Origin of the sequence: Paracoccus haeundaensis (assembly GCF_006239215.1) — a bacterium.
Classification (GTDB): Bacteria; Pseudomonadota; Alphaproteobacteria; order Rhodobacterales; family Rhodobacteraceae; genus Paracoccus; species Paracoccus marcusii.
In genome coordinates this window covers 127710-142972 of record NZ_VDDC01000008.1, presented here as the reverse complement: position 1 = coordinate 142972, position 15263 = coordinate 127710, and the positions used below count along the sequence as shown (strand labels likewise).

The window sequence follows — 15263 nt, the reverse complement described above, 5'->3', positions numbered from 1 at the left end:
CGGCTGGTGTCACTGCAACTGCTCGGGGGTGTAATAGCCGCTCTCGACCAGGATCTGCTCCCAGTTCGAGGCGTCGACCGGCACCGGCTCCAGCAGATAGGAGGGCACGACCTTGACGCCGTTGTCATAGGTCTCGGTGTCGTTCACCTCGGGCTCGGTGCCCTTCAGCATGGCATCGACCATGCCCACGGTGACGCGGGCCAGTTCGCGGGTATCCTTGAAGACGGTGGAATACTGCTCTCCGGCCTGGATCGACTTGACCGACTGGACCTCGGCGTCCTGGCCGGTGACGATGGGCATGATCTGATCGCCCGACCCGTAACCCACGCCCTTCAACGACGACAGGATGCCGATGGACAGCCCGTCATAGGGCGACAGCACGCCATGCACGGTGGCCTGGGTGTAGTTCGACGACAGCAGGTTATCCATCCGTGCCTGCGCGGCCGATCCGTCCCACCGCAGCGTGCCGACCGTGTCCATGCCCATCTGGCCCGACGGGATCGCGATGCGCCCGTCGTCGATCAGCGGCTGCAGGACCGACATCGCCCCGTCATAGAAGAAGTACGCGTTGTTGTCGTCCGGGCTGCCGCCGAACAGCTCGACGTTCCAGGGCTTTACGTCGGGGAACCGCTCCTCCAGGCCCGCGACCAGCGAATTGGCCTGCTCGACGCCGACCGAGAAGTTGTCGAAGGTCGCGTAATAATCGACATCCGGCGTGTCGCGGATCAGGCGGTCATAGGCGATGACCTTGATGTCGGACGCGGCGGCATTGGCCAGCGCGTTCGACAGCGTGGTGCCGTCGATGGCGGCGATCACCAGGACGTCGACGCCCTTGGTGATCATGTTCTCGACCTGGGCCAGCTGGTTGGGGATGTCGTCCTCGGCGTATTGCAGGTCGGTCTCATAGCCGGCCTCCTGGAACTGGCGGACCATGTTGTTGCCGTCGTCGATCCAGCGGGCCGACGATTGCGTGGGCATCGAGATGCCCACGGTCTGGGCCGCGGCGCCGAAGGCCAGCCACGACGTTCCGATCGCCAGCGCGATCGCGGCGGTGTTCAGTCTCATGTGATTCTCCCTTTCGGCGCCGTGGCGCCGCCCCTCTCGAATGCTCCCGACAGGACGATAGCAAAGCGACGGGTTATCAGTAAAATGAGATTTGCGACCTTCAACATACCGGAAAACGCATGTCCGAGATCCCCGCACGGTCCTATCTGAAACCCGCGCAGCTGCGCCTGATCCTGGAGATCGCCGACAGCGGGCAGCTGCGGCAGGCGGCGGCGAACTGCGCCATGACCCAGCCCGCCGCATCGCGGATGCTGGCCGAGGTCGAGCGCCTGTTCGGCGCCCCACTGTTCGAACGCCAGCCCAAGGGCATGTCGCCCACCGAGATCGGCAGCACCGTCCTGCGCCGCGCCCGCGTGATCCTGCGCGAGATGCACAGCATGTCGGCCGACGTCCACGCCCTGCGCGGCGGCCAGGCGGGGTCGGTGCATGTGGGCGCGGTCACCGGGCCCGCGGTCGGCTATCTGATGGCCTCGATCCGCGAGATCAAGAAAGAGACGCCCGAGGCCGACATCACCGTCGACGTGATGCCGTCGCGTGAACTGCTGGGCCATCTGACCACGGGGCAGATGGATTTCGCGCTGGCCCGGATCCTGCCGGAATTCGACAGTCGCGATTTCGAGATCCTGCCCCTGCGCGACGAGAAGGTGACCTTCTGCGTGCGCGCCGATCACCCGATGGCGCGCGCCCCGATGGTGACTTTGACCGAACTGCATGACCACGAATGGATCATGCAAAGCCGCGGCGCCCCCATCCGCGAGGCCACGATGGAGGCCTTCGCCGCCGTGGGCCTGGCCGAGCCGCGCAACATCGTCAACAGCCCGTCGATCCTGTTCACCATCGCCTATCTGGCGAACAGCGACGCCATCGCCTCGGTCTCGGAGGAGGTGGCGCAGCTGCTGATGCGGCCGCCGGTCCATGCGGGGTTCGCGCTGCTGGCCCAGCCCCGCGAGATTCGCGTGGACCCCTATTACCTGCTGAACCTGCGGCGCCGGCCGCTGTCGCGGCTGGCGCGGCGCGTGCGCCAGAAGGTGATCGAAAAGACCCTGGCCGCCGATTAGGGCCGCGTCAGGTCCACCGGGCTGATCAGCGGCTGTCCCGCGAAATGCGCCTGAAGGTTGTCGACGATCAGCGACGCCATCGCGTCCCGCGTCTGGACCGTGCCCGACCCCTGATGCGGCGACAGGGTGACGTTGGGCAGCGCGGTGAGGCGCGGATCTGGGTCGGGTTCGGACCAGAACACGTCCAGCGCAGCAGCACCCAGGCCCCCGTCCTGCAGCGCCGCGATCAGCGCGGGTTCGTCCACCACAGACCCGCGCGCGACGTTCACGAACAGCCCGTCCGGCCCAAGCGCGCGCAGCACCCGGTCCGAGATCAGCCCCTGCGTGTCCGGCCCCCCGGCCACGATGGCGATCAGGATGTCGCTGTCCTGCGCCAGCTGTTCCAGGTCGGGCTGGAACGGATAGCCCGCATCCTTGTCGCGGCGGTTCCAATAGGCGACCTGCAACCCCTGCTGGCTGGCCAGTTCGGCGATCTTGTGGCCGATCGTGCCCATGCCCACGATGCCCAGCCTGCGCCCGCGAAAGCTGCGCTGCAGGGGGAAGGCGCCCTTGCGCGCCCAATCGCCGTTGCGGACCCAGGCATCGGCGGCCACGACGTTGCGCCAGCCCATCTGCGCCAGCAGCAGCGCCATGTCCGCGACCTCCTGCGCCAGCGCCGGAGAGGCGTTGGTCAGGGCCACGCCACGGCGCGCGATGGCATCGACGTCGAACGCGTCATAGCCCGCCGACCCGCAGCTGATGATCTCCAGCGCGGGCAGCTGGTCCAGCAGGGCCGCGTCGACGCTCGTGTGCCCCATCGCGACCATGCCCCGGCAGGCGGCACCGTGGCGCGCCAGGAAGGCGGGCTTGTCGTCGGCCAGGTCCAGACGGTGCAGGGTGAACTGCTGTTCAAGGCGGGCTTGGGCATCGGGGCGGGTGGGGGACAGCATCAGGACGTCGGGCTTCATCGGGCTCTCTTTCTGGCGGTTCGGGCGCCAGCATGCACCGCGCGGCCGTCAATCGCCACCCATGCGCTGCGGCGGGACCAGCGCGCGGATGACCGCGCCCATGTCGACCATGCCCACCGCCTGCCCGTCGCGCATCACCTGATAACGCCGCGCCGTGTCGCCGCGCGACAGGGCGATCACGCTTTCCAGCGTGTCGTCCGCATCCACCTGACCCGACGATGCGCCATCGCCCGGCCCCGTCATGACCGAGCGCACGCGCAGCACGCGGGCGCGGTTGATGTCGGCGATGAACGCCTCGATATAGGGATCGGCCGGGTTCAGCAGGATGCCCTGCGGCTCTCCCTGCTGGACCACCTGGCCGTCCTTTAGGATGACCAGGTGATCGGCCAGCTTCAGCGCCTCGTCCAGGTCGTGGGTGATGAAGACGATGGTCTTGTGCAGTTCCGCCTGCAGCTCCAGCAGCAGGTTCTGCATGTCGGTTCGGATCAGCGGGTCCAGCGCCGAGAACGCCTCGTCCATCAGCATGATCCCCGCGTTCGAGGTCAGCGCCCGCGCGATGCCCACCCGCTGCTGCATGCCGCCCGACAGCTGGTGGGGGAAATGCGCGCCGTATCCGCCCAGGCCCACCCGGTCCAGCCAGGTGCGGGCGTCGGCCTCGTATCCCGCGCGCGGCACCCCCTGCGTCAGCAGCGCCATGCCCGCGTTGTCCAGCACCGTGCGATGCGGCAGCAGCGCGAATTTCTGGAACACCATCGACATGGTCCGCCGCCGCAGGTCGCGCAGGCGGCGTTCGTTCCAGGTCAGGATGTTGTCGCCGTCGACCAGCACCTCTCCGGCGGTGGGTTCGATCAGCCGGTTCAGGTGGCGGATCAGCGTGGACTTGCCCGACCCGGACAGGCCCATGATGACGGTGATCTGGCCCTCGCGGATGTCCACGTTGATGTCGCGCAGGCCCAGCACGTGGTTGTGGCGCGCCAGCAGGTCGGGCTTGGACAGGCCCTCCAGCACCTGCGGCAGCACCGCGGCGGGCCTGCTGCCGAAGATCTTGTACAGATTGCGGATACGGATCTTGACCGGGGTATCCATCAGCGGCCGTCCCGGCTGACGTCGATGCGCGCCAGTGATGCCTTGGTCACGCGGTCCAGGATGATGGCCAGCAGCACGATGCCGAAGCCCGCCACCAGCCCCACGCCCAGTTCCAGGTTGCGGATGCCGCGCAGCACCAGCACACCCAGACCCGGCGCCGAGACCAGCGACGCGATGACCACCATCGCAAGGCTCATCATGATGGTCTGGTTCACGCCCGCCATGATGTTTGGCAGGGCCAGCGGGATCTGGACGCGCCACAGTTTCTGCCCGCGGGTCATGCCGAAGGCGTCGGCGGCCTCGATCACGTCGGGATCGACCAGGCGGATGCCCAGGTCGGTCAGGCGGATGACCGGAACGATGGCATAGAGAATGATCGCGATGCCGTACAGTTTGGGTTCGGTCACGCTGAACAGGAAGATCAGCGGGATCAGATAGACGAAGGCCGGCAGCGTCTGCAGCATGTCCAGCACCGGCGTGCCGATCCGGCGCAGCGCGGCGCTGCGCGACATGGCGATGCCGACCGGCACCCCGATCAGCACACAGATGAAGGCGCAGACAAAGATGATCGCCAGCGTCTGTATCGCCTCGGTGTAATGGTCGACGAAGGCCAGGAACCCCAGGGACAGCGCCACCAGCCCGACCACGCGCCAGGACCGCGCCACCGCCCAGGTCACGGCCAGCAGCAGGGGCAGCATGATGAACCACGGCGTCGCCACCATCAGCCAGATCATCTGGCGCAGCATCCAGCTGAGCGGTTGGGTCACCGGGTCCAGCACGATGCGCAGCGCGTCGCGCGCCGACAGGAACGCACGTTCCAGACCAAGGGTCAGGTCGCGCGTCTGCCAGATCGCACCGCAGGCCGCGTGCAGGTTGTTCAGCGACGGCAGCGGCAGGTCCCACCACGATCCCGCCGGCGCGGCCGAACCGCCCGATGCCCGCGCCATCAGGTCGGCCATCGACATCGGCCCGCCCCCTCCGCCGCCCGCGTCGCACCATGCCCTCAGCCCCAGGGCGTCGAACAGCCCGTCATAGGTCGCCATGTCAGTCCCCCGATGAATGCGCGTCCGCCAGGCCGGGCCGGGGATCGTCCCGGCCCGGCCCGCCGGTCAGTTCTGGCCCAGCAGGGCCGACAGCTTGCCCTTGGCGTCGTCCGACAGCCAGCCGGACCAGGCGTCGGCGTTGGTGGTCAGGTAATGGACCGCCACCTCCTCGGCCGATGCGCTGTTCTCGTCCTGCCAGGCCAGCAGGGTGTTCAGCTCGTCGGTCTTGAAGGTCATCTTGCGCAGGAACTCGACCACCTCGGGCTGCTCGTCCACCAGGGCGGCGGTGACGGCGGTGACACTGGGCGCCTCGGGGAAGTCGGATACCTGCGGGTCGGGCGCGTTCGGGTTCTGCAGCGGCGTGAACTTGGCCTCGTCATAACCGCCAAGATCGATCCGCGTCATGTCGTACTTGCCAAGCGGCACGGTGGGGCCCCAGTAATAGCCGAACCAAGGCTCCTGCGCGCTAACCGCCGATCCCATCGACGATGCCAGCGTTTCGCCCGAGCCGTGGTTGAACACCTCGATGCCCGCACCCTCCAGGTCCAGCGCGCGGATCAGGTTGTCGCTGACCACGCGGCAGCCCCAGCCTTCGGGGCAGTTGTTGAACCGCCCCACCAGCTGGGGATTGTCCAGCACGCCCTGGATGGTGGTCAGTTCGGGATGCGCCTCGGCCAGATAGGTGGGGATCCACCAGCCCTCGATCCCGCCCGGGTCCAGGACGTTTGCCAGCGTCACCATGGTGCCCTCGGCCTCCAGCCGGGTATAGGCCTCTCCGGCCGAATTCAGCCACAGGTCGGTGACGATGTCTGGCTCTCCGTTCTCGGCGACCGAGGTGATGGCCGGGATGGTGTCCGACTTGACCAGAGTCACGTTGCAGCCATAGCCCTGCTCAAGCAGGAACTTGGCCACCTCGGTGATGATCTCGGCCGAGGTCCAGCCCATCTGCGCGATCGACAGATCCCCGCAGGTTCCCGGTGCGTCCTGCGCCGCGGCGGGCACCGCAAGCGCGGTGCCCAGGGCCAGGGTCGTCATGGATAGAAGATGTCTCATCGTCAGTCTCCCGGTTGATGTCGGTTGGGGCGCCATGGCCCGTCAAAGGTCCTTGACCAGCCGCAGCGCGTCATAGATCGCGGCATGGGTGTTGCGGGCGGCGACCGCGTCGCCGATGCGAAACAGGCGGAACCGCCCGTCGGGGTTCGCGGCGACATCCTGCGCCCCGCCCGCGATCAGCGCGTCGTAATCGACCGCGCCCAGGTTGCGCGACAGGGGCTTGAGGTCGAAATACAGATCGTCCAGCGGCCGCGTGCCGTGGTTCACCACCACCTGATCGACCAGCCTTTCGCGGGTCATGTCGCCATAGTCGCTGCCAAGCGTGGCGCGCAGGCGATTGCCGTCGCGCACCACCGACACCAGGCGCCAGGTCACGGTGAAGGTCACGTCCCGGCGCTGCAGGCTGCGCATGTAGGGGACCAGGTTCATCGCCATGACCTCGGGGGCGAAGGCGCGGTCGGGGGTCACGATCTCCACCCGCGCTCCGGTGGCGGCGATGATGTCGGCGGCCTGCAGGCCCGCATGGTCGCCCGCGTCGTCAAAGATCAGCACGTCCTGGCCCGGTTTCACATCGCCCGACAGGATGTCCCAGGCCGAACAGACCAGGTCGTTGCCCGCGCCCAGCACCTCGGTGTGGGGCAGCCCGCCGGTCGCCACGATCACCGCGTCGGGGTCGGTGGCCAGCACGTCGTCCAGCTCGGCATAGCTGTTGAAGCGGAACGACACGCCGTGCTTTTCGCACATCGCCATCCGCCACGAGATGATCGAGATCATTTCGCGCCGCCGCTCCTGCTGGGCGGTCAGGCGGATCTGGCCGCCTGGCTTGTCCGCGGCCTCGAAGACGGTCACGGCGTGCCCGCGTTCGGCGGCCACGCGCGCCGCCTCCAGCCCGGCGGGACCGGCGCCCACGATGGTCACGCGGCGCCTGTCGGATGCGGGCGGGATGTCGTGCGGCATCGTCTCCTCGCGCCCGGTCGCGGCATTGTGCAGGCAGAAGGCCAGCCCGCCCTGATAGATGCGGTCCAGGCAATAGTTGGCGCCGACGCAAGGGCGGATGTCATCCTCGCGGCCTTGGGTGATCTTGCGCACCAGATGCGGGTCGGCCATGTGCGCCCGCGTCATGCCCACCATGTCCAGCAGGCCCGCGGCGATGGCGTGACGCGCGGTCGCGACGTCGGGGATCTTGGCGGCGTGAAAGGTGGGAAACCCCGTCTCGGCCCGGATCCGGCCCGCGAATTCCAGATGCGGCGCGTTGCGCATGCCTTGCACCGGGATCAGGTCGGTCAGCCCGGCATCGGTGTCGATGTGGCCGCGCACCACGTTCAGGAAATCGACCAGCCCGCTGTCCTTCAGCAGATGCGACACCCGGAACCCCTCCTCGGCGCCCATGCCGCCGGCCAGCACCTGATCGCCGGTATAGCGCAGGCCGACGATGAAATCCGGCCCGCAGCGGTCGCGGATCGCGCCCAGCACCTGCATCGTGAAGCGCAGGCGGTTCTCCAGGCTGCCGCCCCACGGTGCCTCAAGGTCGTTGGTCAGGGGCGACCAGAACTGTTCCAGAAGGTGGCCATAGGCCTCCAGCTCGATCCCGTCGACGCCCGCGGCCTGCATCCGTTCGGCGGCATCCGCGAAATCGCGGGTGATGCGGGTGATGTCCCAATCCTCGATCCGCTTGGGAAAGGCGCGATGGGCGGCCTCGCGTTCGTGGCCGGGGGCCACCACGGGCAGCCAGTCGCCCTTGTCCCACCGGGTGCGCCGGCCCAGATGCGTCAGCTGGATCATCACCGCCGCGCCGTGGTCGTGGCATTCGTCGACCAGCTTGCGCATCCATCCGACGACCTCGTCCTTGTAGGCCAGGATGTTGTTGAAGACCGGCGGGCTGTCGCGCGACACCGCCGCCGACCCCGCCGTCATGGTCAGCGCCACCCCCGCCCGGGCCCGTTCGACATGATAGGCGCGATAGCGATCCTTGGGCATCCCGTCCTCGGGATAGGCCGGTTCATGGCTGGTGATCATGATCCGGTTGCGCAGGGTCAGATGTTTCAGCCGATAGGGCTGCAGAAGGGGGTCTTGGGACATCCGTGCCTGCCGTTGGGAAAAGCCGATCGGGGTCATACGGCGCAAAATGTTCACCTGTGTCAAATAAAAAGACAGCACTGCATACTTTGGGCGGAGTGACGTCTTGCAGGGGTTGCGTCCACCGCCTAGGGTTCCCGCATGGATGCACAGGACACGGCCGGCACGGGCTGGCGGGGATCGCGGGACGGCTGGCTGGAGGCGGGCTATCGCGCGCTGATCGAAGGCGGCGTGGACGCGGTCAAGATCATGCCGCTGGCACGCCAGCTGAACCTGTCGCGCACCAGCTTCTACTGGTTCTTTCACGACCGCGAGGCGCTGCTGGCCGCGCTCTTGGACGGCTGGCACGCACGGACCACGGTGCCCCTGATCGCGGCAACGCGCCAATATGCCGAAACCCCGGCCGAGGCGATGCTGAACGTCCTGTGCTGTTTCCTGACACCGGGCGTCTTTGATTCGCGGCTGGAATTCGCGGTGCGCAGCTGGGCGTTGCAGGACCAGGCGGTGGCCGACCGCGTCACGGTCGCCGATGCCGCGCGCATCGCCGCGCTGACGCGGATGATGGCGCATTGGGGCCATGACCCGATGTCGGCCGATGTCCGCGCGCGCACCATCTATCTGGTCCAGATCGGCTACATCTCGATGCAGTCGTCCGAGGACATCGAGACCCGCCTGTCGCGCATCCCGTCCTATGTCCAGATCTATACCGGCACCGCCCCCGAGCCGCGCGAGATCGCCCGCTTCAATGCGCGGCTCCGACGCGACGGGGCGGCATAGGCGGCTATTCCGCCGCCTGCAGTCGCGCCGCGCCGGCCAGCAGGGCCGCCAGTTCCGGGCGGCACGATCCGCAATTGGTGCCCGCGCCGGTGGCCTGGCCCAGGGCCGCAACGCCGGCGCATCCCTGCCCGATCGCCTGACGGATCGTGTTCACCCCCACGCCAAGGCAGGCACAGACGATCGCGCCCGGATCGGGCATGTCCGACCGGGGCCGCCCGGCCAGCGCGCCCGCCGGGGCCCCGCCCAGCATCGCGGCCAGGTGCGACCGCGAGAGCGCCACGGGCCGGGGGCCGACGAACAGCGCCGCCGCCAGGCGGCCGTCGCGGTGAAAGGCCATCCGGTGCAGACCGCGCGCCGGATCGCCCATCTGCTGGGCGGGCGCGCCCAGGTCCAGCAGCCGCCGCGCCCAGTCCTGCCAGTCGTCGGGGGCGCGGGTGCCTGCCATCTCGACCTGCCAGCCGCCGGGCAGACGGCTTTGCGCCCAATAGGCGCAGTCCGGCGAAACCGGCGCGTCGCTGACCAGGAACGCGTGCCACGCGGCCGCGAACCGCCCCACCGTCACCGCCGCCGCCTTGCTGGCCGGCTGGCCCGAGACGGGATCGACCTGCCCCGCGACCAGCGCGTCGATGCGCCCGGCCGATGCGCTCTGCCCGCTCCAGTGGATCGGGGCGAAGGGGTGACCGGGGCGCACGGCGTCGCTGATCATCACGCGCAGGATGGCGCGGCCCTGCGGGCTGTCCACCTGCGCCAGATCGGCGGCGGCCAGCCCAAGGCGGCCCGCATCGTCCGGATGCAGCTGCAGATAGGGTTCCGCCAGGTGCCGTGCCAGGCGGGGCGACAGGCCGGTCCGGGTCATCGTGTGCCACTGGTCCCGCGTGCGCCCGGTGTTCAGCAGCATCCGGCCCACGGGGTGATCGGGCAGCCGGGCCATGACCGGCGCCATCCGCGCCCGCCCGTCCGGCGTGTGGAACCGCCCCGTGCCAAAGAACCGCCCCGCACGCTGCGCGGGCCCCTGGGGCCAGTGGACGGGCGCCAACGCCTCGTAATCCGCGCCCGCAAGGTCCGAGATGTCGAAATCACCGCCCAGGGCGCCCGCTACGCCCGACAGCGCGGCATGTTCCGCAAAGATTTGCGCAGGCTCGGTCCAGCCGAAGCCGCGGAACCCCATGCGGCGCGCCACCTGCGCCACCGCCCACCAATCGGGCCGCGCCTGCCCCGGCGCCGGCAGGGCGGCGCGCTGGCGGCTGATCAGGCGTTCGGAATTGGTGACCGTGCCGTCCTTTTCGCCCCATGCCGTCGCCGGCAGCAGCACATGGGCCAGCCGCGCGGTGTCGGTGTCGGGCCAGGCCTCGCTGACGACGGTGAAATCGCAGGCGGCGATGGCGCGGGCCACGCGGTCCGCGTCGGGCATGGTGACGGCGGGATTGGTATGGATGATCCACAACGCCTTGATGCGCCCCTCCTCGACCGCGCGGAACAGGTCGACCGCCTTCAGGCCCGGGCGTTCGGCCATGCGTGGTGCGTTCCAGAATGCCCGGACGGCATCGCGGTGGTCGGGGTTCTCCAGCTCCAGATGACAGGCAAGCATGTTCGACAGGCCGCCGACCTCGCGCCCGCCCATGGCGTTGGGCTGGCCGGTGACACTGAACGGGCCCATGCCCGGATGCCCGATGCGGCCCGTCGCCAGGTGGCAGTTCAGGATCGCATTGACCTTGTCGGTGCCGGTGTCGGACTGGTTGATGCCCTGAGAATAGACGGTGACGACCCGGTCGGTCGCCGCCCACATCTCCAGGAACGCGGAGAGGTCGCACGGCTCCAGACCGGTGGCGGCCGGGTCGGCGCGGCGTGCCGCGCTCAGCGCCACGTCCAGCCCCGCGACATGGGGCATGAACCCTGCGTCGATCCGGCCCGTGTCGAACAGGTGGCACAGAAGCAGGTTGAACAGATGCGCGTCCGCCCCCGGCGCGATCGCCAGATGCAGGTCGGCCCCCTCGCAGGTCGCGGTGCGGCGCGGGTCGATGACGACGATGCGCATGTCGGGTCGCGCGGCCTTGGCGGCCATCAGCCGCTGGTGCAGGACCGGGTGGCACCAGGCCAGGTTCGACCCGGTCAGCACGACCAGATCGGCCAGCTCCAGATCCTCGTAAAGGCCCGGCACGGTGTCGCTGCCGAAGGCCCGGCGGTGTCCCGCGACGCTGGACGCCATGCAGAGCCGGCTGTTGGTGTCGATATTCGCGCTGCCGATGAAACCCTTCATCAGCTTGTTGGCGGCGTAGTAATCCTCGGTCAGCAACTGGCCCGAGACATACATGGCCACCGAATCCGGCCCGTGATCGCGCACCGCCGCGGCAAAGCGGTCGGCGACCAGGTCCAGCGCGCGGTCCCAGGACGCCTCGGCCCCGTCGATGCGCGGGGTCAGCAGGCGGCCCTGGGTGGCGACGGTCTCGCCCAGGGCGGCACCCTTGACGCAAAGACGGCCGCGGTTCGCGGGGTGGTCCGGGTCGCCCCGGACCGTCAGCCCACCCTGCTCGTCCGGGGTGGCCAGCACCCCGCAGCCGACCCCGCAATAGGGACAGGTGGTCCGGATCGTCATGCAACCCGCCTCAGCGCACGGGCGTCCAGCCAGATGCGCCCGCCTTCGACCCGGACGGGATGGGTGACGACCTGGCCGCGATCGGCGCCCTGCGCCTGTCCGGTGGCCATGTCGAACACCCAGTTGTGCAGCGGGCAGGTGACCTGGGTGCCATGCACGATCCCCTCGGACAGGGGGCCGCCCTTGTGCGGGCAGCGGTCGTCCAGCGCAAAGACCCGGTCGTCGGCGGTGCGGAACACCGCGACGCAACCGTGCGGGGTGCGGACCACGCGAGCGCCCTGCGGCGGGATGTCGTCCAGTGCGGCGATGTCGATCATGCTCATGCGACAGTCCTCATTCGGCGGCCTTCAGGGTCAGGTCGGCCACGGGGGCCCATTCGGCGGGACGGGCGGCGTGATCGGCCCAGGGGTCGGTCTGATAGATCGCCTGGCTTTCCGCGAACCGCGCCACCAGCGCGGCGCGCGTCCCGGCATCCGCCACCTGATCGCGGCACCAGTCCAGCCCCACCTTGTCCACCCATTTGTAGATGCGGTGCAGATAGCGGGCGTTCTCACGGTAAAGCTGCACGAACGCGGCGGTGACGTCGCAGACCTCGTCGGCGGTCGCGACCGTCAGCAGGGGCACCGTCTCGCGCACGTCCATGCCGGCGGCGCCCGCCACGCTGATCTGGAACCCGCTGTCGACGCAGATGATGCCGATGTCCTTGCAGGTCGCCTCGGCACAGTTCCTGGGACAGCCAGACACGCCCAGCTTGACCTTGGCGGGCGTCCACGACCCCCACAGCAGCTTCTCCAGCCGGATGCCCAGACCTGTCGAATCCTGCGTGCCAAAGCGGCAGAACTGTTCGCCCACGCAGGTCTTCACCGTCCGCAGCCCCTTGGCATAGGCATGGCCTGACACCATCCCGGCATCGTTGAAATCGGCCCAGATCGCGGGCAGATCCTCCTTCCGGACGCCCAGCAGGTCGATGCGCTGGCCGCCGGTGACCTTGATCATTGGCACCGCGTATCGGTCGGCGGCATCCGCGATGGCGCGCAATTCCGCGCTGGTGGTGACGCCGCCCCACATGCGGGGGACGACGGAATAGGTGCCGTCCTTCTGGATGTTGGCGTGGTTGCGTTCGTTGACGAAACGGCTCTGCCGGTCGTCGCGGTATTCCGTGGGCCAATCCGCGATCAGGTAATAGTTCAGCGCCGGGCGGCAGGACGCACAGCCGCCGACCGTGCGCCAGCCCAGGTCCTGCATGACCGCGGGGATGGACTTCAGCCCCATCGTCTTGATCAGGCGGCGCACGTCCTCATGCGTGTGGTCGGTGCATTTGCACATCGGCGGGTTGGCGTTGGCCGCGAAGCCGTCTCCCAGGGTCAGCGCCATGACCTGTTCGACCAGTCCCGTGCAGGTCCCGCAGGAGGCGCTGGCCTTGGTCAGGCCCCGCACCGCGTCCAGGCTGTGCGCGCCGCCCTCGATCGCCCTGGTGATCTGTCCCTTGCAGACGCCGTTGCAACCACAGATCTCCGCCTCAGGCGGCAAGGCTGCAACGGCTGCCAGAGGGTCCGCTTGGGCCCCCCCGGCGAATGCGGGACCAAAGATCAGCGTGTCGCGATCCGCCGAGATATCCGCCCCGCTGCGGATCTTGTCAAAGAACCACGCCCCGTCGGCCGTGTCGCCATACATGACGGCGCCGATCAGGCGGTCACCCTCCAGGATCAGGCGCTTGTAGATGCCGCGGCCGGGGTCGCGGAACACGATGTCCTCGCGACCAGGCGCCTCGGCGAAATCGCCCGCGCTGAACAGGTCGCAGCCGGTGACCTTCAGCTTGGTCGCGGTCTGGACGGGCTGGAACGCGGCATCCTGCCCAGCCAGCGTCCCGGCCAGAACGCGGGCCTGATCGTAAAGCGGCGCGACCAGGCCGAACAGCTGCCCGTCATGTTCGACGCATTCGCCAAGCGCAAAGATCGCCGGATCGCTGGTCCGCATGTGGTCGTCGACGGTGATGCCGCGCGCGACCTCCAGACCCGCATCGTTGGCCAGCCGCGTCTCGGGGCGGATGCCCACGGCCATGCAGACCAGATCGGCGGGATAGACGGTCCCGTCCTCCAGCAGCACGGCCTCCACGCGATCGGTCCCCAGGATCGCCTTGGTCGCGCCCTTGCAATGGACGCGGATGCCGCGCCCCTCCAGGTCGCGCTGCAGCAGATAAGCGGCGGCGGGGTCCAGCTGGCGTTCCATCAGGTGGCCCATCAGATGGATCACGGTGACCTCCGCGCCGCGCGCGGCCATGCCGGCGGCGGCCTCCAGCCCCAGCAGACCGCCGCCGATCACGACCGCCCTGGCGCCGGGGCGGCTGGCCGCGATCATCGCGTTCGTGTCCTCCAGGTCGCGATAGGCGACGACGCCGGGCAGCCGGTGTCCCGGCAGCGGGATGATGAATGGCGCCGACCCGGTGGCGATGACCAGCGCGTCATAGGGCACGGGCCCGTTCGCGCCATGCACGACCCGCGCGTCGCGGTCGATGGCGGTCACGCTTTCGCCGAACCGGCAGGTGACACCCTGAGCCGCGTACCAGGCGTCGTCATGGGTGACGATCTGGTCATAGGTCTTGTCGCCCGACAGGACCGGCGACAGCATCAGCCGGTTGTAGTTGCCGCGCGGTTCCGCGTTGAACAGGGTGACGTCCCACTGGCCGGGGGCCATGTCGAACAGATGCTCCAGCATCCGGCCCGAGGCCATGCCCGCGCCGATGACGACCAATTTTCGTGCCATGATGCCTACTCCGCGGCTTCGACAAAGCGGTGGCGTTCGTACAGGAACCGCAGGACCGATTCCCGGGCGCGCACGTAATCGGGCTGGCTGGCCAGCCGGATGCGGTCGCGCGGGCGGGGCAGGTCGACGGTGACGACCTCTCCGATGGTGGCGGCGGGGCCGTTGGTCATCATCACGATGCGGTCGGCCAGCAGCACGGCCTCGTCCACGTCATGGGTGATCATGATCATGGTGTTGCCAAGCCGCGCGTGGATCTCCATCACCGCGTCCTGCAGATGCGCGCGGGTCAGCGCGTCCAGCGCGCCGAAGGGTTCGTCCAGCAGCAGGACCTTGGGCTCCATCGCCAGGGCGCGGGCGATGCCGACCCGCTGGCGCATCCCGCCCGAGATCTCGGCCGGGCGCTTGTCGGCGGCATGGCTCATCTGGACCAGGTCCAGGTTCTGCATGATCCAGTCGTGGCGTTCCGCGCGGGTCTTCGTGCGGCCGAAGACCTTGGTCACGGCCAGCTTGATGTTGTCATAGACCGTCAGCCACGGCAGCAGGCTGTGGTTCTGGAAGACCACGGCCCGGTCGGGGCCCGGCGCGTTGACCTCGCGCCCGTCCAGGGTGATCGCGCCGCGGGTCACGTCTGTCAGGCCGGCGACCAGGTTCAGCAGGGTCGACTTGCCACAGCCGGAATGGCCGATGATGCTGACGAATTCGCCCTTGTCGATCGTCAGGGTGATGTCGGACAGCACATGCGCCGTCCTGGACCCGTTCACAAAGGATTTGGACAGGTGTTCGATGGACAGGTATTTCATGG

General features: G+C 68.7%; 12 protein-coding genes. 2 read left to right on the top strand and 10 right to left on the bottom strand.

Translation table 11 applies throughout. The features are described from left to right. Window positions 1-9 precede the first annotated feature (9 nt). Window positions 10-1065, bottom strand: a complete 1056-nt coding sequence (gene chvE / locus FHD67_RS04675) for a multiple monosaccharide ABC transporter substrate-binding protein (protein WP_139597991.1) — start codon at window positions 1063-1065, stop codon at window positions 10-12. Between the two features lie 119 nt (window positions 1066-1184). On the opposite strand from chvE, the gene FHD67_RS04670 reads away from it, so the two are divergent. Then, the gene (locus FHD67_RS04670) at window positions 1185-2123 is read left to right on the top strand and encodes a LysR family transcriptional regulator (RefSeq protein ID WP_139597990.1); all 939 of its coding nucleotides are present in this window, start codon (window positions 1185-1187) and stop codon (window positions 2121-2123) included. Here FHD67_RS04670 and FHD67_RS04665 read toward each other — a convergent pair. From FHD67_RS04665 to hpbA, 5 genes are all read right to left on the bottom strand, one after another. Beyond that, window positions 2120-3070 carry a 2-hydroxyacid dehydrogenase gene (locus tag FHD67_RS04665; RefSeq protein ID WP_139597989.1) on the bottom strand — a complete coding sequence of 317 codons (951 nt, stop codon included), beginning with the start codon at window positions 3068-3070 and terminating at the stop codon, window positions 2120-2122. The two genes, FHD67_RS04670 and FHD67_RS04665, sit on opposite strands and share 4 nt — an antisense overlap. 48 nt (window positions 3071-3118) lie before the next feature. Then, entirely contained in the window at window positions 3119-4156 is a 1038-nt protein-coding gene (locus tag FHD67_RS04660; protein WP_139597988.1) for a quaternary amine ABC transporter ATP-binding protein, read from the bottom strand. Continuing rightward, window positions 4156-5199 carry an ABC transporter permease gene (locus tag FHD67_RS04655; RefSeq protein WP_139597987.1) on the bottom strand — a complete coding sequence of 348 codons (1044 nt, stop codon included), beginning with the start codon at window positions 5197-5199 and terminating at the stop codon, window positions 4156-4158. The genes FHD67_RS04660 and FHD67_RS04655 overlap by 1 nt, the downstream gene beginning before the upstream one ends. Window positions 5200-5265: 66 nt before the next feature. Then, window positions 5266-6252, bottom strand: coding sequence for an ABC transporter substrate-binding protein (locus FHD67_RS04650; protein WP_139597986.1), 987 nt, complete (start codon window positions 6250-6252; stop codon window positions 5266-5268). 42 nt (window positions 6253-6294) lie between these two features. Beyond that, window positions 6295-8331: an N-methyl-L-proline N-demethylase HpbA gene (gene hpbA / locus FHD67_RS04645; RefSeq protein ID WP_139597985.1), complete on the bottom strand. Its 2037-nt coding sequence runs from the start codon at window positions 8329-8331 to the stop codon at window positions 6295-6297. Window positions 8332-8469: 138 nt separating this feature from the next. Between hpbA and FHD67_RS04640 the strand changes: the two genes are divergently transcribed. Beyond that, complete coding sequence (locus FHD67_RS04640) at window positions 8470-9105, top strand: TetR/AcrR family transcriptional regulator (protein WP_139597984.1); 636 nt, start codon at window positions 8470-8472, stop codon at window positions 9103-9105. Window positions 9106-9109: 4 nt separating this feature from the next. Here FHD67_RS04640 and FHD67_RS04635 read toward each other — a convergent pair whose 3' ends face one another. Genes FHD67_RS04635 through FHD67_RS04620 form a run of 4 tightly spaced genes read right to left on the bottom strand, consistent with a single transcriptional unit; the run spans window position 9110 to window position 15261 of the window. Then, on the bottom strand, window positions 9110-11698 hold the full coding sequence (locus FHD67_RS04635; RefSeq protein WP_139597983.1) for a nitrate reductase: 2589 nt from the start codon (window positions 11696-11698) through the stop codon (window positions 9110-9112). Beyond that, window positions 11695-12021, bottom strand: coding sequence for a nitrite reductase small subunit NirD (nirD, locus tag FHD67_RS04630; protein WP_139597982.1), 327 nt, complete (start codon window positions 12019-12021; stop codon window positions 11695-11697). Before nirD ends, FHD67_RS04635 begins: the two co-directional genes overlap by 4 nt. Window positions 12022-12031: 10 nt before the next feature. After that, window positions 12032-14461: a nitrite reductase large subunit NirB gene (gene nirB, locus FHD67_RS04625; RefSeq protein WP_139597981.1), complete on the bottom strand. Its 2430-nt coding sequence runs from the start codon at window positions 14459-14461 to the stop codon at window positions 12032-12034. A gap of 5 nt (window positions 14462-14466) precedes the next feature. After that, entirely contained in the window at window positions 14467-15261 is a 795-nt protein-coding gene (locus tag FHD67_RS04620) for an ABC transporter ATP-binding protein (protein WP_218062271.1), read from the bottom strand. Window positions 15262-15263 lie beyond the last annotated feature (2 nt).